Below are 18,873 nucleotides of genomic sequence, written 5' to 3'. Positions count from 1 at the left end.
TCAAAACAGAGTAGATGTTATTCGACCACCTTTGGCACCAGGAAGAAATGGTTTTGCGTCTCCGGTGCATTCCTGACGATGTCGTCGGGAATCTCGCCGTCATTGACCACGTCCTGCCGCTTCTTCATTTCCATCGGGGTCACCGAGGTCATCGGTTCGACGCCGTCGATGTTCACTTCCGAAAGCTGCTCCACGAAGGCCAGCATGGCGTTCAGTTCGCCCTGCAGATGGGGAACCTCGGCCTCGGTGACCGCAATCCGCGCCAGATGCGCGATGCGGCGAACGGTGGCGGCATCAACGGACATAAACATAGGCCTCAAACGGGGAATTCGCACCCGCCGTATAGCAGAGGCTGCTTTTGCGCCGCAACCGCGGGAAAAGGCGGCCGCAGGCCGTTGCGGTCGCCCTTGCCCTGATGGACAAGATTTTGTGTGTGAAGCGCAGATATCCTGCGCAAAAGCGCCCCGACGAAACCATTTTTATCGATTGACGTAGTCATCCTGAAACAGTCAGGGGATGAAAGTCGCGGCCGGAACATCGGGAGGCCGTGTCATGTCGACCATCGAAAATGACCGCGCCGAATCGGAAAGCTGGGATCCGGCCCTCTGGTCCATCGGGACCGTTCTCGGTGTCGCAATCATCTACCTCGCCTGCTTAACCTGACCCAATCGGGAGAAGAGCCATGTCCCAGGCTAAAATCCTGCGGGAAAAGGCGGAAATGTTCGAACGCCGTGCCGAAAATGCGACCGACCCCATCTCCAAGCAGCATTACAAGGAGATGGCCGCACATTACCGGTCGCTTGCCGCGGAGCATCTGGACGTCAGGCGCGATGAACCCGCACATTGAGCGGCGAATAGGACTTATCCGCTTAGCGCACTGAACCGCGCCAGCGCAGCGCCTGCGAGCGAACGGGTCAATTCCGCCGCCGGCATATCGCGGCCCATCCGCACCGCCTGCCCGGCCCACAGATTGGTGAAATCGACCTTGCCGAGCTTTTCGGCCGCCGCCTTGAGCGGCCCAAGCGCGGTTGCGGCATGGGGGAATGCGGGCGCGTCCGGCGAGATCGGTCCGACCTCGCGCATAACACGGTTGGCGACGCCACGCGCAGGACGGCCGGTCATGACATTGGTGATGACGGTGGAATCATCATGCGACTGGGCGAGCGCCGTGCGAGCCGGTCCGATCACCTTGGACTCCGGACAGCGCAGATAGGCGCTGCCGATCTGCACGCCGGATGCGCCGAGCGCGAACGCCGCCGCAATGCCGCGCCCGTCGGCGATGCCGCCGGCCGCGATCACAGGCACCTTCACAGCATCGACCACCTGCGGCACCAGCGCAAACGTGCCGGGCTGCTGGGCGATATTGTCGGTCAGGAACATGCCGCGATGGCCGCCGGCTTCGGCGCCTTGCGCGATGATGACGTCGGCGCCATTCTCCTCCAGCCAGATCGCCTCCTTCACGATGGTTGCCGAGGACATCACGAGGCAACCCGCCGCCTTGACGCGCTTGACCAGCACCGGATCCGGCAGGCCGAAGTGGAAGCTGACGATTTCCGGCTTCAGTTCTTCCACCACCGCACACATCGCCTCGTCGAACGGTGCGCGATTGGCGGCGCTGATGGGCGCGGCAGGATCGATACCCAATTCCTTGTAATAAGAGCCAAGCCGCGCCTTCCAACCGGCCTCGCGCGCGGGATCGGCATCGACCGGCTTGTGACAGAAGAAGTTCATGTTGATCGGCGCGGTGACGCGCTGGCGGATGATGTTGACCTGCTCACGCGCTTTCTCGGCCGAGATCATCGCGCAGGGCAGCGAGCCGAGCGCCCCGCCCTGCGCCGCCGCGATCACAAGCTCGGCGTCCATGAAGCCGGCCATCGGCGCCAGCACGATCGGAAATTCGGTCTTGAAGAGGTCGATGATCCGGCGGTCTGGCCACATGGTTGTGCTCGCTTGAATGAATTGAAGGTCGGTGCGGGTCAGGCGGCGACGGAATTCCGCCGTCCGCCCAATATCTGCTCTGCCTCGGTAACGATCCTGTCAACGATCTCGCCGGCCGGCGGGATATCGTGAATCAGCCCGACGGCTTCGCCCGCGATGACGGCAGTGATATCGAAATTGCCCGCCGCTCTCGCCGCCGCATATTCGGCGGCCACCGCTTTGAGATTCTGCATCAGTTCGACCTCGCGTCCCATCCACCGCCGCGCATGATCGTTGATCAGGCAGCGGCCGGTAAACGGCGCCGGCCAGACATTGTTGCGCGAGAGATCGAAAATGATGCCGCGGACGCTGTTGCCGCTGGTTGCGGCGCAGATACGCCGCTTGGCTTCGTCCGCTCCGTCGCATTCCTGGCTGGCATAAAAGCGGGTGCCGAGCAGCACGCCGGAAGCGCCCAGCATCATCATTGCCGCAAGCCCGCGGCCGTCGCCTATCCCGCCTGCTGCTGCGACTGCCGCCCGGCCGGCCGCCAGATCAACAATCGCCGGCACAATGTCGATCGTGCTGCGCGATGCGCCATGGCCGCCGGCTTCCGTTCCCTGCGCGACCAAAATGTCGGCGCCTGCATCCAGCGCCTGTCGCGCCATGTCCTCGTCCTGAACCTGGCAGATCAACAACGCGCCCGATGATTTGACGCGCGGTGCGAAAGGTGTGGGATCGCCGAACGAGAGCATGATGGCGCGTGGACCGGCTTCAAGCGCGACATCCAGTAGCGCCGGCTGCTTGGCGAGGCTCCAAGTGATGAAGCCGATGCCGAAGGGAGCGGATAGATCAGCAAGCTTGGCCGTCTCCTGCTCCAACCACGCCCGCTCGCCATAGCCGCCGCCGAGAATGCCGAACCCTCCGGCAGCACTGACCGCGGAGGTGAGACGCGCGCCCGCAATCACATCCATGGGCGCCGACAGGATCGGATGCTGGATGCCCAGACGGGCGGTCAACGGCGTGGAGATCGGCATGTCCATTCCCTGCAAACTGGACAGGCAATATAGACCGAACTATCATTCTCCAAAAATGAATACTATAGAACTCTACCATCTCTAGAAAGAAATGGAACTCGCCATGGAGCTGAGCGATCTCGTCACCTTCCAGGCCGTGGCCCGGCTGGGCGGCATCACCCGCGCCGCCGACGAACTCAACACCGTGCAGTCCAACGTCACCCAGCGCGTGAAGGCGCTGGAAGGCGAGATCGGCACCGCGCTGTTCGAACGGCACAGCCGCGGCATGACGCTGACCGGCGCCGGCCGCCGCCTGCTTCCCTATGCCGACCGGATGGCGGCGCTGACGCGCGAGGCGGTGCTGGCCGCGCGCGACGATGGCGAGCCGAAGGGGCCGCTTTCGATTGGCTCGATGGAAACGACGGCCGCGGTACGCCTGCCCTCTTTGCTCGCCGAATTTCATCGCCGTTTCCCCGCTGTTCAATTGAGCCTGCGGACCTCGACAACGGCTGACCTCGTCGCCGGCGTGCTCAACGGCACGTTCGACGGCGCGTTCGTAGCTGGTCCCATCGAGCATGCCGAACTCGATGCGACGGTCGCGTTCCAGGAAGAGCTGGTGCTGGTCACGGCACGGCGCTGGCAGAGCCTCAGAGCTTTACGCGCAGGCACGCCCGGCTCGGGTCCGACCGCCCTGGTCTTCCGCATCGGCTGCACCTACCGGCAGCGGCTCGAACAGGTGTTTTCGGAATTCGGCTGGCCGTCGGCCACGCGCTTCGAGCTCGGCACGCTCGACGGTATGATCGGCTGCGTCGCCGCCGATATGGGCGTGACGCTGCTGCCGCGCGCCGTCGTCGGGCGGAACGACACTGTCAACGTCCACACGTTGAACCCGGCGCAGGCACGCGTCGAGACGCTTTTCATCACCCGTCGCACGGCCCATCGATACAGCGCCCTGCAGGGCTTTGCCGCCTGCCTGGAAAATAACGGCGAGGTCATCGCCGCCTGATATGCCTGCGCCGCAGCGCGACGCCGGCCCAGATCGCCTCGACCAGCCCGAACGGCCAGGCGCCCTGCAGAAATCCGTATACCGAGCCGAGCGCACATGCGCCTGCAAAGGCAAGGATGAACCAATGGCTGCGGTCCTCCAGCGCGTAGGCCACGAGCATCGCGGTTACCGCGAACAGGCCGAACAGGCTTAGCGCATCCACTGAACTGCCCCATACGTTCCGTTGCGCGAAAATTCCGCTGCCTCAATTCTGCAACAAGTCGAATTGCGGCGCAGCACCCGCGGTCTTCGATCGCAACACACGCATCGGCTCGAAAAATTTCTAGCCGCCGCGCACCGCTACGTTAGTATGAGCCGCTAGTTACCAAAAACCATAACGTCAACATCTGGGAGGAACTGCGATGCGCAACGCATTCGTGTTGTGCTGTTCTGTTACCCTGTTGGGTACGGTCGGAACGGCAAGCGCTCAAGACTGGACGAAATCGAAATGGGGACCGAACGACGAGATCGGCGCCGCCAATTACATGAAGCCCGAACTCGTTGTGAAGGCAGCGGGCCTGGTCAAGACCGGCAAGACCTACGCGCTCGGCATTCCAGTCGACTCCAAGACTCCCGCCTACCCACCGCGGGCCTTCAAAGTCACGATCGTGCAGCCCGGCCAGGCCGGCATTCCCGGCCTTGGGCCGAGCAAGACCACCTATAACGACGATATCATCGAGGGCTGGGTCGGCGTCGGCAGCCAGCTCGACGGCCTCGGCCACATCGGCGTCGAGCATGTCTATTACAACGGCAACAAGCTCGCCGACTTCGCCGATCCGACCGGGCTGAAGAAGCTCGGTGTCGAAAAGATCCCGCCGATGGTCACGCGCGGCGTGCTGCTCGACATGGCGGCCCATTACGGCACCGACGTGGTCAAGGAAGGCACCGCCTTCAACACCAAGGAAATCGAGGAAGTCGCCAAGAAGCAGAACGTCGAAATCCGCCAGGGCGATGTCGTGATCTTCCATACCGGCTGGCTCAGCCTGATCGGCAAGGACGACAAGCGCTTTGGCGCCGGCGAACCCGGCCTTGGCGTCGAAGGCGCCAAGTACCTCGCCGGCAAGGGCGTCGTCGCTGTAGGCGCGGATACCTGGGGCCTCGAGGCGGTCCCGTTCGAGACCAAGAATGTCTTCGAGGTGCATCAGGTCCTGCTGCCGATGAACGGCACCTACATTCTGGAGAACATGGACACGGCCGAACTCGCCAAGGACAAGGCCTATGAGTTCCTGTTCGTGCTCGGCCACCCGCGCTTCAAGGGCGCCGTGCAGAGCATGATCAACCCGGTCGCGATCCGGTAAGACCAGGCGCGGCGTGGCGTTCTCGCATGGATGCCACGCCGCGATCGGCTTTGCGTGCGCGCCGCGACGCGTGTTAAGCGGGGCGATGCCCGCCCCCATCCTCCCCTTGATCGACGCCGTGACGCACTGGCCCGAGCGTGGGGCCCTGATCGGCCTCGATCTTGGCACCAAGACCATCGGTGTCGCCGTGTCCGACCCCGACCGCCGGCTGGCAACCGGCGTCGAGACCATCCAGCGCAAGGCCTTCAAGGCCGACGCAGCGCGGCTGCTTGCGATATCAGGCGAGCGCAATGCGGTCGGCTTCGTGCTTGGGCTGCCCATCAACATGGACGGCAGCGAGGGGCCGCGCGCGCAATCGACCCGCGCCTTTGCCCGCAATTTCTCCAATCTCACCGGGCTTGCCATTGCCTTGTGGGACGAGCGGCTCTCGACCGCGGCGGTCGAGCGTGAGCTGATCGGAATGGACGTTTCTCGCGCCCGCCGCGCCGAGGTGATCGACGAGCACGCCGCGATCTTCATCCTGCAGGGCGCGCTGGACCGGCTCGCAAAACTGCGCAGGGATCGCTGAGCATGGCGGTCGTCATCGCGGCGCTGCTGCCGGTGTTTTTGCTGATCGTGCTCGGCTTCATCCTGAAGCGGACCCTGATACGACCGGAAACGCAATGGCATGGACTGGAACGGCTGACCTATTATGTGCTGTTTCCGGTCCTGCTGGTACAGACGCTGGTCAAGGCCGACCTGAGCAAGGTGCCGGTGGCCGGCGTCGGCGGCGCGCTGCTGCTCTCGGTGCTGCTGATGTCGCTGCTCTGCCTGGCGCTACGGCCCTTGCTCGCGCGCCTGTCGATCGACGGCCCCGCCTTCACCTCGATCTTCCAGGGCGCCACCCGCTGGCAGACCTATGTGGCGCTTGCCGTATCCGGCAGCCTGTTCGGCGACCTCGGGCTGGCGCTGGCTTCCGTCGCGATGGTCGCCATCATTCCGCTGGTCAACGTGTTCAGCGTTTCCGTGCTCGCTCACTACGCTTCGCCGGAAAAGCGCTCGGTTGGCACGATCGTCGCGACCGTGGCACTCAATCCGTTTATCTGGGCCTGCGTCATCGGGTTGGCGCTCAACGTCACCCACATCCCACTTCCCAAACTCTGGCACGAGGTGGCCGATGCGCTCGGACGTTCCTCGCTCGCCATCGGCTTGCTGGTGACCGGCGCTGGCCTGCACCTCGAAGGCATGTTCCGGCCGAGCCTCGCTGCCTCGGTCGCGCTGGTGCTCAAGCTCGTGTTGATGCCCGTCATCGCGGTCACGCTGGCGCTCTGGTTCGGAGTTTCCGGTCCGAACCTTGCCATCGTCACGGCCTGCGCCGCGGTGCCCACCTCTTCCTCGGCCTATGTGCTGGCGCGACAAATGGGCGGCGACGCCCCGCTGCTGGCCCAGATCATCACGCTGCAGACCATTTTGGCGGCGATTACGATGCCGATTGCGATTGCGCTGGCGGCCATGTGCTAGTTGGAACCCGCCAGCCAGAAAGTCTGGATGGTCGCCGCCAGATTGTTGATGCCGTGCAGGACGATGGTCAGCCAGGTCGAATTGGCGCGGTAGCGCAGATAGCCAAGCAGCAAGCCGATCGAAAACACCTCGCCGAAAAAGAACCAGTCGTATTGCAGATGCAGCGAAGTCCAGGCCAGCGACGACAGGAAGATGGCCCCGGCGACGCCGAGCCGCGACTCCGACCAGCCGCGATAGAGAAACCCGCGCGCGAAGATCTCCTCCCACATCGGCGCGGCGACGGCAAACGCGATCACCAATAGCCACAGCGCGCCGTCGGCCTGCGCTGTTTTCAGAACCTCGCCCATGAAGCCCGGCGTCACCTCGCGCCCGAGCGAGCGCGACAGCAGGTCCCAGCCGCCGACGAGAATGACTAGCGCAGCGAGGCCGATGAAGAAATTGCGCCACGAGGGCCAGCGCAGCGCCAGATAGTCGGCAAACGGTATGCGCGTCGGTCGGATTGCAATCCACGTCGCCAACAGCACGGCGGGCAATCCCAGGATGACCGAGAGCGAGATGGTCAGGCCGCCGCCGATGACACGGATCGCCTCAGTGATGTCGAACGATCCGCCCTGCCGCAGCACAAAATAGATGATGACCGAGAGTTGGCCGAGGAACACCGCGGCAAAGATGAACACGCCCCACAGCGTCGTGCCCCAGAATTTCCAGGCGCATGGCGGCCGCTGATCTGGCATCGCTGGCGGTACGGCAGCGGGACTTGCGGTGGTGAGGGAGTCCATCAAGTGACTTTCATAGCCGGAGGATTATCTTCGCCATGCCCGAGCTTGCCGATGAAGCTTCAGCGAAGGCGGCAAACCCAGCCACGACGGTGAGACGCGTTCATGCTCACGGCAGCGCGCGCTCCAGAAGGCCGCGGACATTGCCACTATCCAGATCGACCGCGCCATACATGCCGGCGTGGGTGCCGGCAAGACGCGTGGCTGCGAACAACTCGGCATGCCGCGGCGACACGCCATTGAGCGCCGCGGCAGCCGCCAGCAGCGCCAGCTTTTCGACCGCCAGCCGCGCCACGCGCTCGCTGTCCGGCCGGTGGAACGCCTTGCCGATGAACGCGGTGGCTTCACCTGCACCCGGCAATCCGAGCGTCTCGCCGGTCAGTTCATGCACGATGCCGGAGGCCGCTTCGGGATCGCGCGACAGCGCGCGCAGCACGTCGAGGCACATCACATTGCCGGAGCCTTCCCAGATCGCATTGACCGGTGACTCCCGGTAATGCCGCGCCAGAATGCCCTCCTCCACGTAGCCGTTGCCGCCGAGGCACTCCATCGCCTCATAGAGAAAGCCAGGGGCGCTCTTGCAGACCCAGTATTTGATGGCGGGCGTCAGCAGCCGCATATAGGCGGCTTCCTTGGCGTCAACAGGGGCGCGATCGAACGAACGGCATAGCCGCATCACCAGCGCGATGGTTGCCTCGACATGCAGCGCCATGTCCGACAGTACCGCCTGCATCAGCGGCTGGTCGGCGAGATGCTTCTGGAACACGCTGCGGTGCCGCGCGTGGTGCAGCGCATGCGCCAGCCCCGATCGCATGAGGCCGGCAGACGCGATCGCGCAATCCTGCCGCGTCAACTGCACCATCTGGATGATGGTGCGGATGCCCTTGCCCTCGGCGCCGACGCGCTCGGCGTAGGCGCTGTGAAACTCAACTTCCGAGGAGGCGTTCGAGCGGTTGCCTAGCTTGTCCTTCAGCCGCTGGAACCGGATCGTGTTGACCGAGCCGTCCGGGGCAAAGCGCGGCATGAAGAAGCAGGTCAAGCCATCCTTGGCCTGCGCCAGTACCAGAAAAGCGTCGCACATCGGCGCCGACATGAACCATTTGTGTCCGGTGATGCGGTAGACGTCCCCGTCACGCTCCGCCCGCGTCATATTGGAGCGGACGTCGGTGCCACCCTGCTTCTCGGTCATGCCCATGCCGAGTGTCATGCCGCGTTTTGTCGGCCATGGTGCAAAGCTCGGGTCATAGGATCGCGTCGCGACGACCAGCATCACCTTCGCCAACAGGTCAGGCTGTTCCGCAAGCGCCGCCACCGACGCGCGCGTCATGGTGATCGGGCAGAGATGCCCGGTCTCGACTTGTGCTGCCATGTAGAATTTCGCCGCGCGCACCACTTCGGACGCACCGCCGGCCGGCTTGCCGTCGGCAGTCCAGGTCGAATTGTGCACGCCGGCATGCGCACTACGCGCCATCAGTTCGTGATAGGCCGGGTGAAACTCGACTTCGTCGCGGCGATTGCCGCGTGAATCGAAGGCACGCAGCTTGGGCGTATTCTCGTTGGCAATGCGGCCGCGCTCCGCCATTGCCGCAGAACCCCAATGCTTGCCGAAGTCAGACAACTCCCCCTCTGCCGCAGCGCCGCCATTGGCGGCGACCGCATCGAGCAGCGGCCGGTCGGCCACGTATAGATCGACATCCCAAAATGGCGGCGACTGGTTGAAGACCTCGTGGGTCGAAAATGTTGCCTGGCTCATGGCTGATCCTGGAACAGTTAAATCACTTCCGCGGCGTGATCGGGAAATCATAGGCCTGCCCGCCCGCGCCCGGCAGCGAAAAGTGCCACCACTCCTTCGAATAGTTTACAAATCCTCGCCGCGCCATCACCTGGACCAGCTTCTCCCGCCAGCGGCGTTGCGCTGCGGTGATGGATTTCGCCGCCGTGTGCGACTTGGCGTCGGAACAATCGTAGCCGGTGCCCATATCGACGCTGCCTTCCGGCGCGCGCAGGTTCACGTTGGCGATGCAGTCGGCATAATCCTTGGCGGGATCGAAGGTTGCCGAATTGTCGGCCTTCAGATCAACCAATGTGAGATCGAGCGCAGCTCCGGTCGAATGCCCGGAACGTTCGGCAATATAGCCCAGGCGAAACAGGTCGGCCTTGCGGAACGATGGATTGTAGCGCTTCCGCGCCGGTGTTTCGCGGCCATCGCGCGACCAGGCCACCATGTCGGCCACCGCGCGCACCGGGCGGTAGCAATCGAACATCTTTAGCGCCAGGTTCTGCAGCGCGAGTTCTTCCTGAACGCTCTTCAAGCGCATGCCGACCTCGCGCTTCACCACGCATTCGGCAGCCTGATAGCCCCGCAGCGGACGGCCGACAAGATTGTTCGAGCCGGCGTAACGGATATCCTGGATGATGGTCGGATCGATGTCGCGCAGATAAACGAAACCGGCAGGCAGTTTTGGCGCCTGCGCGGCGGCGCTCGCGATGCAACCCGCCGCGAATATCGCCGCGAGTGCCACCCGCCTTCCAGCACCCCTGCCAACAGTCACGCCGGTGCCCACATGGTCCGAATGCATTGAGTGAAATGCCGCACGTTTTCCCCGATGTATCGCGTGCCAATCCTGGCCATTCTAGTGGAATCCCCAGGTGCGCGGATTTACCCTGTCGCGGAAGCGCTAGTGGATAAGTCGGTACCTCGGATTTGAAGCTTGCCCTGCATGGCATCTCTGCCTATAGCTCTCGCTTTAATGACCCCTGCATCGAAATCGACCTTCGTCCTCGGGCACCGGCACTTGCTGGGAATCGAGGGGCTTTCCGCTGCCGACATTACCGGCCTGCTCGACCTTTCCGAGGAATATGTCGAGCTCAACCGCCAGGTGGACAAAAAGCGCACCTCCTTGCGCGGTCGGACCCAGGTGAACCTGTTTTTCGAGGCGTCTACCCGAACCCAATCCTCGTTCGAACTGGCGGGAAAACGGCTTGGCGCCGACGTCATGAACATGTCGGTGTCCTCGTCCTCGATCCGCAAGGGCGAGACGCTGATGGACACAGCCGTGACGCTCAACGCCATGCACCCGGACATCCTGGTGGTGCGGCACCACGCCTCTGGCGCGGTGGAACTTCTGGCGCGCAAGGTTGACGGTTCCGTGATCAATGCCGGCGACGGCGCGCACGAACATCCGACCCAGGCGCTGCTGGACGCACTGACCATCCGCCGGAATAAGGGCCGGCTGGAAGGCCTCGTGATCGCGATCTGCGGCGACGTCATGCATTCCCGCGTAGCGCGCTCCAATATCCTCCTGCTCAACACCATGGGCGCGCGCGTCCGCGTCGTCGCCCCCTCGACGCTGCTGCCGCGCGGTATCGAACGGATGGGCGTCGAGGTCGCGCGCGACATGCGCGAAGGCCTCAACGGCGCCGATATCGTGATGATGCTACGGCTGCAGCGCGAGCGCATGAACGGCTCCTTCGTGCCGTCGTCGGGCGAATATTTCCACTATTTCGGCCTCGACCAGAAGAAGCTCGCTTACGCCAAGCCGGACGCGCTGGTAATGCATCCGGGCCCGATGAACCGCGGCGTCGAGATCGACTCGATCGTGGCCGACGGCGCGCAATCGCTGATCCGTGAACAGGTGGAAATGGGAGTGGCAGTGCGCATGGCGGTGCTTGAAGCGCTCGCCCGCAACCTGCCGAACGCGTAATCATGCTGACCGACCGCCGCCCGATCCTGCTCGCCAATGCCCGCGTCGTCGATCCCTCCAGGGACCTTGACGGCCCCGGCGACGTCCTGATTGCGGACGGAACGATCCGTGACTCCCGGCGCGGCATCGGCGCTGCCGGCGTGCCTGAAGGTACCGACATCATCAATTGTGCCGGCAAGATCGTCGCCCCCGGGCTGATCGACATGCGCGCCTTTGTCGGCGAACCCGGCGCCAGCCACCGCGAAACCTTTGCCTCCGCAAGCCAGGCGGCGGCCGCCGGCGGCATCACCACCATCATCTGCCAGCCGGACACTTCGCCCGTCATCGACAATTCGGCCACCGTCGACTTCGTGCTGCGCCGCGCCCGCGACACCGCGATCGTCAACATCCACCCGATGGCGGCGCTGACCAAGGGGCTAGGCGGTCAGGAAATGACCGAGATCGGCCTCTTGAAGGCTGCCGGCGCGGTCGCCTTTACCGATGGCGACAAGAGCGTCACCAACGCGCAGGTGATGCGCCGAGCGCTGACTTATGCGCGCGATTTCGACGCGCTGATCGTGCACCACACCGAGGACCCTGATCTCGTCGGCGAAGGCGTGATGAACGAGGGCGAGTTCGCCGCCCGGCTTGGGCTCGCCGGCATTCCCAACGCCGCCGAGGCCGTGATGCTGGAGCGCGATATGCGCCTGGTGGCGTTGACCGGCGGGCGCTATCACGCGGCCTCGCTATCGTCGATCGAGTCGCTGGAAATCCTCAAACGTGCGCGCGACGCCGGCCTCGACGTCAGCGCTTCCGTATCGATCAACCACGTCACGCTGAACGAAAACGACATCGGTCCCTACCGCACCTTCCTGAAGCTTTCGCCGCCGCTACGCACCGAGGAGGACCGCCTCGCCCTCGTCGCAGCGGTCGCCTCCGGCCTGGTCGATGTCGTGATGTCCGATCACAATCCACAGGACGTCGAGGTGAAGCGGCTGCCGTTTGCGGAAGCGGCTTCCGGCGCGGTCGGGCTGCAGACCATGCTGCCGGCGGCGCTCCGGCTGATCCACAACGGCGAGATGGACTTCAAGACGCTGATCCGGGCGATGTCGACCCGCCCTGCGGAGCTTCTCGGCCTGCCCGGCGGCTCGCTGCGGGCGGGTTCCCCGGCCGACGTGATCGTCATCGACCCCGATACGCCCTGGGTGCTCGATCCCGCCGACCTCAAATCGCAGTGCAAGAACACGCCGTTCGACGAAGCCCGCTTCTCGGGGCGCGTCGTGCGTACTATCGTGGGCGGGCGGACAGTTTATGAACACGTCTGATTCGTCCGAACCAGCCCGCGTGGAGTGACGGCGATGTCACCTGAAGTATGGCTGCCGTTGGCTTTCGTTCTCGGCTATCTGCTGGGCTCGATTCCCTTCGGGGTGGTACTGACCACAGTCGCGGGCACGCAGGACCTGCGCTCGATCGGCTCTGGCAACATCGGTGCCACCAACGTATTGCGCACGGGGCGCAAGGGCCTCGCCGCTGCGACGCTGATCGGCGATATGCTCAAGGGTACGGTTGCGGTGATGATCGCAGGCTATTTCGGCGGCGCCGATGCGGCGATGCTGGCCGCGCTCGGCGCATTCCTCGGTCACCTCTTCCCGGTCTGGCTCAAATTCAACGGCGGCAAAGGCGTCGCCACCTATATTGGCGTGCTGATCGGCCTGTTCTGGCCGGGGGCCGTGATGTTCTGCCTGATCTGGTTGGCCACCGCCCTCACCACGCGCTATTCGTCACTGTCGGCGCTGGTTGCCGCATTCGTCACCCCGCTGTTCCTGTGGTGGTTCGGCCACCCCGCGCTGGCGTCGCTGTTCGTCGTGCTGACGCTGCTGCTGTTCTGGAAGCACAGCGAGAATATCAAACGGCTGCAGGCCGGGACTGAAGGACGGATCGGGGCGAGGTAAGATGTCCCGGCTCTCGTAGCCCGGATGAGCGCAGCGATATCCGGATCGGCGTTAGACTGTTCCCGGATGTCGCTGCGCTCATCCGAGCTACGGCTCTATCGACGCGCAAGCGCCCCCTCCACAAATCGCGCCGCCGCGAGGGCTTGGGCATCAGCGCCGTATCTCGCAATCACCTGCACGCCCACCGGCAAATTGACTTCCGCCACAAGAGCCGGAACGTTGACGCACGGCACACCCATCAGCGTCCACAGCCGGTTATAACGGGCGTCGCCGGTCGAGCCCAATCCCTTCGGTGCCACGCCAGGTGCCGACAAGGTCAGCAACACATCGCCATCATCGAACACCTTTTCCAGCGCTTGTCTGGCGCGGTTCGCTATTCCAATCGCCGCGTCATACGCGGCGGGCGTTGTGTCCCTGCTCCCATCCAGCTTGGCCCGCAAGAGCGGCGCCATCTCCGCGTAATGTTCACGGTATTCCCAGGCGAGCGCCCGATGCGCCTCGAATTCCTGCACGATCGGCTGCGCAGCCCATGCGTCGGCAAAAATCTGGGGCAGGTTCAGCGCACGCACGTACGCACCGGCTTTCTCCACCGCTCGCGTCGCAATCCGCAACGCCGCCTGGCCCGACGTTTCCGGCGCGCCGGCGAAATCCTGGAGCACAAAGCCGATGCGTGGTGTTGGAATCGTGTGCGGCAGAAGCAATTCGGGCCGACCGGTCATCGCGGACAACCCGCGCGCGACGTCATCAATGCCGGCCGCGAACAGCCCCACCGTATCAAGCGTCCACGAGTAGCATTTGACGCCAACCGTCGGCAGCAAGCGGTAGGACGGCTTGATCGCGGCGACGCCACAGAACGAGGCCGGCCGGATCACCGAACCGCCGGTCTGCGTCCCCAGTGCCAGCGGGATCATGCCGGCCGCAACCGCTGCGGCCGAGCCCGATGATGATCCGCCGGGTGTATGACCCTTGTTGTGCGGATTGAGCGTCGGCGTCGGATCCATCGAGGCGAATGCCGTCGTCGTGGTCTTGCCGATGATGCTTGCGCCCGCCTGCTTCAGCATCATCACGACGGCGGCGTCGGCGCGCGGTCGATATCCCCGGTAGATCGGCGAGCCCATTTCGGTCGGAAACTCCGCCGTATCCATGACGTCCTTGATGCCCACCGCAATGCCGCGCAGCGGTCCGGCGTTTGCCGCGCGCACATTTTCGGTACAGCAGACGAAAGCGCCGATGGCTTTGTCCTGTGCGGTGATCGCTTCCAGCGACTGCGCGATGGCGTTGTCGGGTGAAAGTTCGCCAGCATCGATGCGGCGCTGAAGGTCGGCGACCGAGATCATGGGCGTGTTCCTGCGGCTTTTGATCGTGGCGGCTGGATGGAATATGATTGATCCGCCGCTGTCAAAGTTGTCCGTGTGTCGTGATGCAGCTTGAATCCATCCTGACCTGTCCGCGCTGCAACCATCAATCCGATGAGCAAATGCCAACGGACGCCTGCCAGTTTTTGTATATCTGTAAAGGCTGCGGCGAGAGGCTGAAACCGCTGGCGGGAGACTGCTGCGTGTTCTGCTCGTACGGCTCCGTGCCGTGTCCTCCCGTTCAGGAAAGCGGCAAAGGTGCCTGCTGCAGCTAGCAAGCTCAGGACGTTTTTACGTCAAACAGGTTGATCGCAATCTCAGGTTGGGCAAAGCTGTGTCCGCATGCATGACCGGACGCCACAAACCCTTCACCTCACCGACGCCGAGCGGATCGACCGGCTGCGGCTGATCCGCAGCGACAATGTCGGCCCGCGCACCTTCAACTCGCTTATCAGTCATTTTGGCAATGCGCGCGCGGCGCTGGAGCGGCTGCCCGATCTGGCGCGGCGTGGCGGCGCTGCGCGTTCGGGGCGTATCTGCAGCGAAGAGCAAGCGCGGGCCGAGATCGCGGCGGCGAGCAAGATCGGCGTTTCGCTGGTGGCGCCGGGCGAAGCCGCTTACCCGCCGCGGCTGGCGACCCTCGACGATCCGCCGCCGCTGCTCGGCGTGCGCGGCACGCCCGACGCGCTGATGCGGCCGATGATCGCGATCGTCGGCTCGCGCAACGCTTCCGGCGCCGGATTGAAATTCGCCGGCCAATTGGCGCGCGACCTCGGCGACGCCGGCTTCGTCGTCATCTCCGGGCTGGCGCGCGGCATCGATCAGGCCGCGCATCGCGCGACGATCGAAAGCGGCACGGTCGCGGCGTTGGCCGGCGGCCACGACCGGATCTATCCACCGGAGCATCAAGATTTGCTGGCGATCTTGCTCAAACAAGGCGGAGCGATTTCCGAGATGCCGCTCGGCCACGTGCCACGCGCCCGCGACTTTCCACGCCGCAACCGCCTGATCTCGGGCGCCTCGCTCGGCGTCGTCGTGATCGAGGCCGCGCATCGGTCGGGATCGCTGATCACGGCGCGGATGGCTGCCGAACAGGGCCGCGAAGTGTTCGCGGTGCCCGGCTCGCCGCTCGATCCGCGCGCCGCCGGCACCAACGATCTGATCAAGCAGGGCGCAGCGCTGGTCACCGAAGCGAACGACGTCATCAACGCCATTCAGCCGATCCTCGAACGGCCGATCACGCTCGAGGCGCGCGAGGACGACGAGCCGCTCGACTTCGACACCGATCCAGGCGAACGCGAGCACATCGTTGCGCTGCTGGGACCGAGCCCAGTCAGCCTCGACGATCTGATCCGGATGTCGGGCCTCTCGCCCACCATCGTTCGCACAGTGCTGCTCGAACTCGAACTCGCCGGACGGCTGGAGCGTCACGGCGGCGGGCTGGTGTCGCTGATTTAGTCCTTCTCGCTGCGTGCGTCGAACTTCATCCGCGCATGTTGAATCTCTGGCTGATGCTCGATCGCCCAGGTGCCGAGAGCTTTCACCGGCTTGGATAAGCCACGTCCCAGATCGGTCAATTCGTAGTCGACACGCGGCGGAATGGTTGGAAACACAGTTCGCGTCACAAGACCATCGCGTTCCAATCCGCGCAGCGTCAGCGTCAGCATGCGCTGCGAGATGCCGCCGATCATGCGCTTGATCTCGTTGAAGCGCTTCGGGCCATCGCCAAGCATCATGATCACGAACACGCTCCATTTATCGCCGACCCGCGCCAGCACGGATGCGGCGCCGCGGCAGTCACTGTCGAGGTGGGGACCGGCTGGCAGGGCAGGCACTTTTTTGTGCTCGGGTCTCATGGATGTGCTCGGGTGTAAAAAATGTGCGTTCTTGCGGGACCTTACGACAGTCACTCATATAGCGCCAGTTACAAACGTATACCAAGGGTGACCCCTCATGAAGCTTCTGCATCTCGATTCCAGCGTTCTCGGCCCCCACTCCGTCAGCCGCCAGGTTTCCGCCGCCATCGTCGACCGCCTCCGTCAATCCACCCCCGGCCTCGAAGTCGGCTACCGTGATCTTACGCTGACCCCGCTGGCGCATCTCACCGGCTCACACCTCGCTGCCGGCCAGGGAGCGGCCCCGGAAGCTGCATTGCGGGAGGATATCGCCGCCGGTCAGGCTGTCCTGGAAGAGTTTCTGGCCGCCGACATCGTCGTGATCGGCGCGCCCATGTACAATTTCACGATACCGAGCCAGCTCAAGGCCTGGATCGACCGTATCCTGGTCGCGGGGAAGACCTTCAAATACGATGCCCAAGGTGTCCAGGGGCTGGCCGGCAACAAGCGCGTCATCGTCGCGATCTCGCGCGGTGGCTATTACGGCCCGGGCACGCCGGCCGCGCTCGGCGAACATCTCGAAACCTATTTGCGCTGGGTATTCGGCTTCATCGGCATCAGGAATCCCGAATTCATTTCCGCCGATGGCATTCAGGTCGGCCCGGAGCACCGCGAAAAAGCCGTCGCCGGCGCGCTGAGGGCCGCGAGCGACCTACACGCGGCGTAGTTGGAGCGAGAGCGGTTGCCGCCGCTAGGCGCGACGGCAGCCGCTCGATCAGAAGACGCCGTTGATGCGGAGGATAACGGCGACCAGCGAGATCAGCAGACCTACCCCGGAAAACAGAGCGACTGAAACAAGTTGAGCGGTATCCGAGCTTTGCGACGCCGATGAGGAGATGCCAGCGGTTTTCGGCATGACGGCTCTCCGGTTCTTTGATTGGCAAGAACGCCTGCCTCAAAATGTCCTGCAGTTACACGCCGGGTTCAATGCGCGTTCTGGCTCCGCGCCAATCCGCCGCAGGGCGCCGGAGCCCGTCAGCGCGACGAGATTAGACCGCTGACCGGCTTGGATCGTGCCGGGATCTGCTTACCCCCGATAGATTGGCGCACCGCTTGGAGAGGCCGTGGCGCCGCCGTCGACGAACAACTCCTGGCCCTGTACATGGGCGGAATCGTCGGAAGCGAGGAACAGGACCGTCTTGGAAATATGCTCGGGTTCGCCGATCCGGCCGAGCGGCGTCGACAACGCGATGCGCTTTTCAAACGCCTTTTCGGCTTCCGGCGTGGCGATCGCCGCCCCCCAGATCGGGGTGCGAATCGCGCCGGGCGCCACCACGTTGACGCGGATGCCACGCGGCGACAATTCCGAAGCCATGATCCGCGCCATCGCACGCACGCCGGCCTTGGCCGCCCCATAGGCCGAATAGCCGGGGATTCCGAGCACCGAGATCACCGAGCCGTTGAGAATGATCGAGGCGTTGTCGTTGAGATGCGGCAGCGCCGATTGCACGGTGAAGAACACGCCGGTCAGGTTGGTGCTGATGACCTTCTCGAACGCCTCGAGGGTTGAGTCACCTAGCGGCGTGCCACCGGCGATCCCGGCATTGGCGAACAGGATGTCATATTTGCCGAACTTTTCGGCCCCCTTCCCGATCGCAGCTTCGGTCGCCGCGATGTCGGTGGCGTCAGCCGCGAGCGCCAGCGCGTTTGGGCCCAATTCTTTCGCAGCGGCATCAAGCGTTGCCTGATTCCGTCCGGTTATGACGACCCGGGCACCTTCGGCCACGAACAGTTTTGCGGTCGCGAGGCCAATGCCACTGTTGCCCCCTGTGATCAACGCCGTCTTGTTCGCGAGCCTCATGGCATGTCCCCTATGGTTGCATTATTAAACTAGATTGATTAGCTAGGGCATCTGGTTTAATATTGCAACCACACAAAGCCGTGATCGGTCTCAAACCGATCGGAGACTGAAATGGTGAAACGAACCAGCTTTGAGCATGACGATTGCCCGATCGCGCGCTCGCTGGATGCGATCGGCGACTGGTGGTCGATGCTGATCATTCGCGAGGCGCTGTTTGGCATCAGCCGCTTCAGCGAATTCCAGAAGAGACTGGGGCTCGCCAAGAACATCCTCACGGTGCGGCTGCGCGCGCTGGTCGATCAGGGCATTCTGAAAACCGCGCCCGCTTCCGACGGCAGCGCCTATCAGGAATATCTGCTGACGCTGAAAGGCCGTGGCGTCTTCCCTATCCTGGTCGCCCTGCGGCAATGGAGCGAGGAGTTCGACGAGCACCCGGAAGAGATCGCCACCATCTTGGTCGACAAGGAAAAGGGTAAGCCGGTTCGCAAACTCGAACTCTACTCGCAGGATGGGCGGCTATTGAGTGCGGGGGATACCGCGCTGAAGCCACGGGCGGTGGTGAAGCAAGGCGGGCGGCTTACGGCGTAGCCGACCTTCTTCTCCCTCTCCCGTTCTTGCGGGGAAAGGAAGAGTGCCCC

23 protein-coding genes are annotated in these 18,873 nt (G+C 63.9%); 12 read left to right on the top strand and 11 right to left on the bottom strand.

Going from position 1 to position 18,873, the window contains the following annotated elements; translation table 11 throughout:
• Positions 1-17: 17 nt before the first annotated feature.
• Positions 18-305, bottom strand: a complete 288-nt coding sequence (gatC, locus tag CQ13_RS26125) for an Asp-tRNA(Asn)/Glu-tRNA(Gln) amidotransferase subunit GatC (RefSeq protein ID WP_057845851.1) — start codon at positions 303-305, stop codon at positions 18-20.
• A 377-nt stretch (positions 306-682) separates the two neighbouring features.
• Between gatC and CQ13_RS43435 the strand changes: the two genes are divergently transcribed.
• On the top strand, positions 683-847 hold the full coding sequence (locus CQ13_RS43435) for a hypothetical protein (RefSeq protein ID WP_156433911.1): 165 nt from the start codon (positions 683-685) through the stop codon (positions 845-847).
• A 14-nt stretch (positions 848-861) separates the two neighbouring features.
• On the opposite strand, the gene CQ13_RS26120 is transcribed toward CQ13_RS43435, so the two are convergent.
• Together CQ13_RS26120 and CQ13_RS26115 are read right to left on the bottom strand one after the other, a co-directional pair.
• Positions 862-1,938: an NAD(P)H-dependent flavin oxidoreductase gene (locus CQ13_RS26120; RefSeq protein ID WP_057845692.1), complete on the bottom strand. Its 1,077-nt coding sequence runs from the start codon at positions 1,936-1,938 to the stop codon at positions 862-864.
• Between the two features lie 38 nt (positions 1,939-1,976).
• Positions 1,977-2,951 (bottom strand): NAD(P)H-dependent flavin oxidoreductase, encoded by a 975-nt coding sequence (locus CQ13_RS26115; protein ID WP_057845850.1) that lies wholly within the window; start codon positions 2,949-2,951, stop codon positions 1,977-1,979.
• A 103-nt stretch (positions 2,952-3,054) separates the two neighbouring features.
• On the opposite strand from CQ13_RS26115, the gene CQ13_RS26110 reads away from it, so the two are divergent.
• Entirely contained in the window at positions 3,055-3,936 is an 882-nt protein-coding gene (locus tag CQ13_RS26110) for a LysR family transcriptional regulator (protein WP_057845849.1), read from the top strand.
• On the opposite strand, the gene CQ13_RS26105 is transcribed toward CQ13_RS26110, so the two are convergent.
• A complete protein-coding gene (locus CQ13_RS26105) occupies positions 3,923-4,138 on the bottom strand; it encodes a hypothetical protein (protein WP_057845691.1) in 216 nt (71 codons plus the stop codon). The two genes, CQ13_RS26110 and CQ13_RS26105, sit on opposite strands and share 14 nt — an antisense overlap.
• Before the next feature lie 199 nt (positions 4,139-4,337).
• On the opposite strand from CQ13_RS26105, the gene CQ13_RS26100 reads away from it, so the two are divergent.
• The 3 genes from CQ13_RS26100 (at position 4,338) to CQ13_RS26090 (ending at position 6,773) form a co-directional block, all read left to right on the top strand.
• On the top strand, positions 4,338-5,273 hold the full coding sequence (locus tag CQ13_RS26100) for a cyclase family protein (RefSeq protein ID WP_057845690.1): 936 nt from the start codon (positions 4,338-4,340) through the stop codon (positions 5,271-5,273).
• Between the two features lie 85 nt (positions 5,274-5,358).
• On the top strand, positions 5,359-5,841 hold the full coding sequence (ruvX, locus tag CQ13_RS26095; protein ID WP_057845848.1) for a Holliday junction resolvase RuvX: 483 nt from the start codon (positions 5,359-5,361) through the stop codon (positions 5,839-5,841).
• 2 nt (positions 5,842-5,843) lie between these two features.
• The gene (locus tag CQ13_RS26090; protein ID WP_057845689.1) at positions 5,844-6,773 is read left to right on the top strand and encodes an AEC family transporter; all 930 of its coding nucleotides are present in this window, start codon (positions 5,844-5,846) and stop codon (positions 6,771-6,773) included.
• On the opposite strand, the gene CQ13_RS26085 is transcribed toward CQ13_RS26090, so the two are convergent.
• The 3 genes from CQ13_RS26085 to CQ13_RS26075 form a co-directional block, all read right to left on the bottom strand.
• Positions 6,770-7,552: a CPBP family intramembrane glutamic endopeptidase gene (locus CQ13_RS26085; RefSeq protein ID WP_057845688.1), complete on the bottom strand. Its 783-nt coding sequence runs from the start codon at positions 7,550-7,552 to the stop codon at positions 6,770-6,772. The two genes, CQ13_RS26090 and CQ13_RS26085, sit on opposite strands and share 4 nt — an antisense overlap.
• A gap of 106 nt (positions 7,553-7,658) precedes the next feature.
• Positions 7,659-9,302, bottom strand: coding sequence for an acyl-CoA dehydrogenase family protein (locus CQ13_RS26080; protein ID WP_057845687.1), 1,644 nt, complete (start codon positions 9,300-9,302; stop codon positions 7,659-7,661).
• A gap of 22 nt (positions 9,303-9,324) precedes the next feature.
• On the bottom strand, positions 9,325-10,071 hold the full coding sequence (locus tag CQ13_RS26075; protein WP_430649712.1) for a M15 family metallopeptidase: 747 nt from the start codon (positions 10,069-10,071) through the stop codon (positions 9,325-9,327).
• A 228-nt stretch (positions 10,072-10,299) separates the two neighbouring features.
• On the opposite strand from CQ13_RS26075, the gene CQ13_RS26070 reads away from it, so the two are divergent.
• Genes CQ13_RS26070 through plsY form a run of 3 tightly spaced genes read left to right on the top strand, consistent with a single transcriptional unit; the run spans position 10,300 to position 13,184 of the window.
• Positions 10,300-11,253, top strand: coding sequence for an aspartate carbamoyltransferase catalytic subunit (locus CQ13_RS26070; protein WP_028345624.1), 954 nt, complete (start codon positions 10,300-10,302; stop codon positions 11,251-11,253).
• Positions 11,254-11,255: 2 nt separating this feature from the next.
• Positions 11,256-12,557 (top strand): dihydroorotase, encoded by a 1,302-nt coding sequence (locus CQ13_RS26065; RefSeq protein WP_057845686.1) that lies wholly within the window; start codon positions 11,256-11,258, stop codon positions 12,555-12,557.
• Positions 12,558-12,590: 33 nt separating this feature from the next.
• Positions 12,591-13,184, top strand: a complete 594-nt coding sequence (gene plsY / locus CQ13_RS26060; protein ID WP_057845685.1) for a glycerol-3-phosphate 1-O-acyltransferase PlsY — start codon at positions 12,591-12,593, stop codon at positions 13,182-13,184.
• A 95-nt stretch (positions 13,185-13,279) separates the two neighbouring features.
• Here the strand turns inward: plsY and CQ13_RS26055 are convergent, their stop codons facing one another.
• Positions 13,280-14,521 (bottom strand): amidase, encoded by a 1,242-nt coding sequence (locus tag CQ13_RS26055; protein ID WP_057845684.1) that lies wholly within the window; start codon positions 14,519-14,521, stop codon positions 13,280-13,282.
• Positions 14,522-14,604: 83 nt separating this feature from the next.
• Between CQ13_RS26055 and CQ13_RS45880 the strand changes: the two genes are divergently transcribed.
• Entirely contained in the window at positions 14,605-14,814 is a 210-nt protein-coding gene (locus CQ13_RS45880; protein WP_082637644.1) for a GDCCVxC domain-containing (seleno)protein, read from the top strand.
• Between the two features lie 67 nt (positions 14,815-14,881).
• Entirely contained in the window at positions 14,882-15,997 is a 1,116-nt protein-coding gene (gene dprA, locus CQ13_RS26050) for a DNA-processing protein DprA (protein ID WP_057845683.1), read from the top strand.
• On the opposite strand, the gene CQ13_RS26045 is transcribed toward dprA, so the two are convergent.
• Positions 15,994-16,395 (bottom strand): winged helix-turn-helix transcriptional regulator, encoded by a 402-nt coding sequence (locus CQ13_RS26045; RefSeq protein ID WP_057845682.1) that lies wholly within the window; start codon positions 16,393-16,395, stop codon positions 15,994-15,996. The two genes, dprA and CQ13_RS26045, sit on opposite strands and share 4 nt — an antisense overlap.
• Positions 16,396-16,492: 97 nt before the next feature.
• On the opposite strand from CQ13_RS26045, the gene CQ13_RS26040 reads away from it, so the two are divergent.
• Positions 16,493-17,101 carry an FMN-dependent NADH-azoreductase gene (locus tag CQ13_RS26040; protein WP_057845681.1) on the top strand — a complete coding sequence of 203 codons (609 nt, stop codon included), beginning with the start codon at positions 16,493-16,495 and terminating at the stop codon, positions 17,099-17,101.
• Between the two features lie 48 nt (positions 17,102-17,149).
• Here CQ13_RS26040 and CQ13_RS44595 read toward each other — a convergent pair whose 3' ends face one another.
• Together CQ13_RS44595 and CQ13_RS26035 are read right to left on the bottom strand one after the other, a co-directional pair.
• Positions 17,150-17,290, bottom strand: coding sequence for a hypothetical protein (locus CQ13_RS44595; protein WP_197427436.1), 141 nt, complete (start codon positions 17,288-17,290; stop codon positions 17,150-17,152).
• A gap of 171 nt (positions 17,291-17,461) precedes the next feature.
• The gene (locus CQ13_RS26035; RefSeq protein WP_057845680.1) at positions 17,462-18,235 is read right to left on the bottom strand and encodes a glucose 1-dehydrogenase; all 774 of its coding nucleotides are present in this window, start codon (positions 18,233-18,235) and stop codon (positions 17,462-17,464) included.
• A 111-nt stretch (positions 18,236-18,346) separates the two neighbouring features.
• On the opposite strand from CQ13_RS26035, the gene CQ13_RS26030 reads away from it, so the two are divergent.
• Entirely contained in the window at positions 18,347-18,823 is a 477-nt protein-coding gene (locus CQ13_RS26030; protein WP_057845679.1) for a winged helix-turn-helix transcriptional regulator, read from the top strand.
• Positions 18,824-18,873 lie beyond the last annotated feature (50 nt).

The sequence above is a fragment of the Bradyrhizobium retamae genome, from assembly GCF_001440415.1.
Lineage (GTDB): Bacteria > Pseudomonadota > Alphaproteobacteria > Rhizobiales > Xanthobacteraceae > Bradyrhizobium > Bradyrhizobium retamae.
This window is presented reverse-complemented; position numbering and strand designations above follow the sequence as displayed.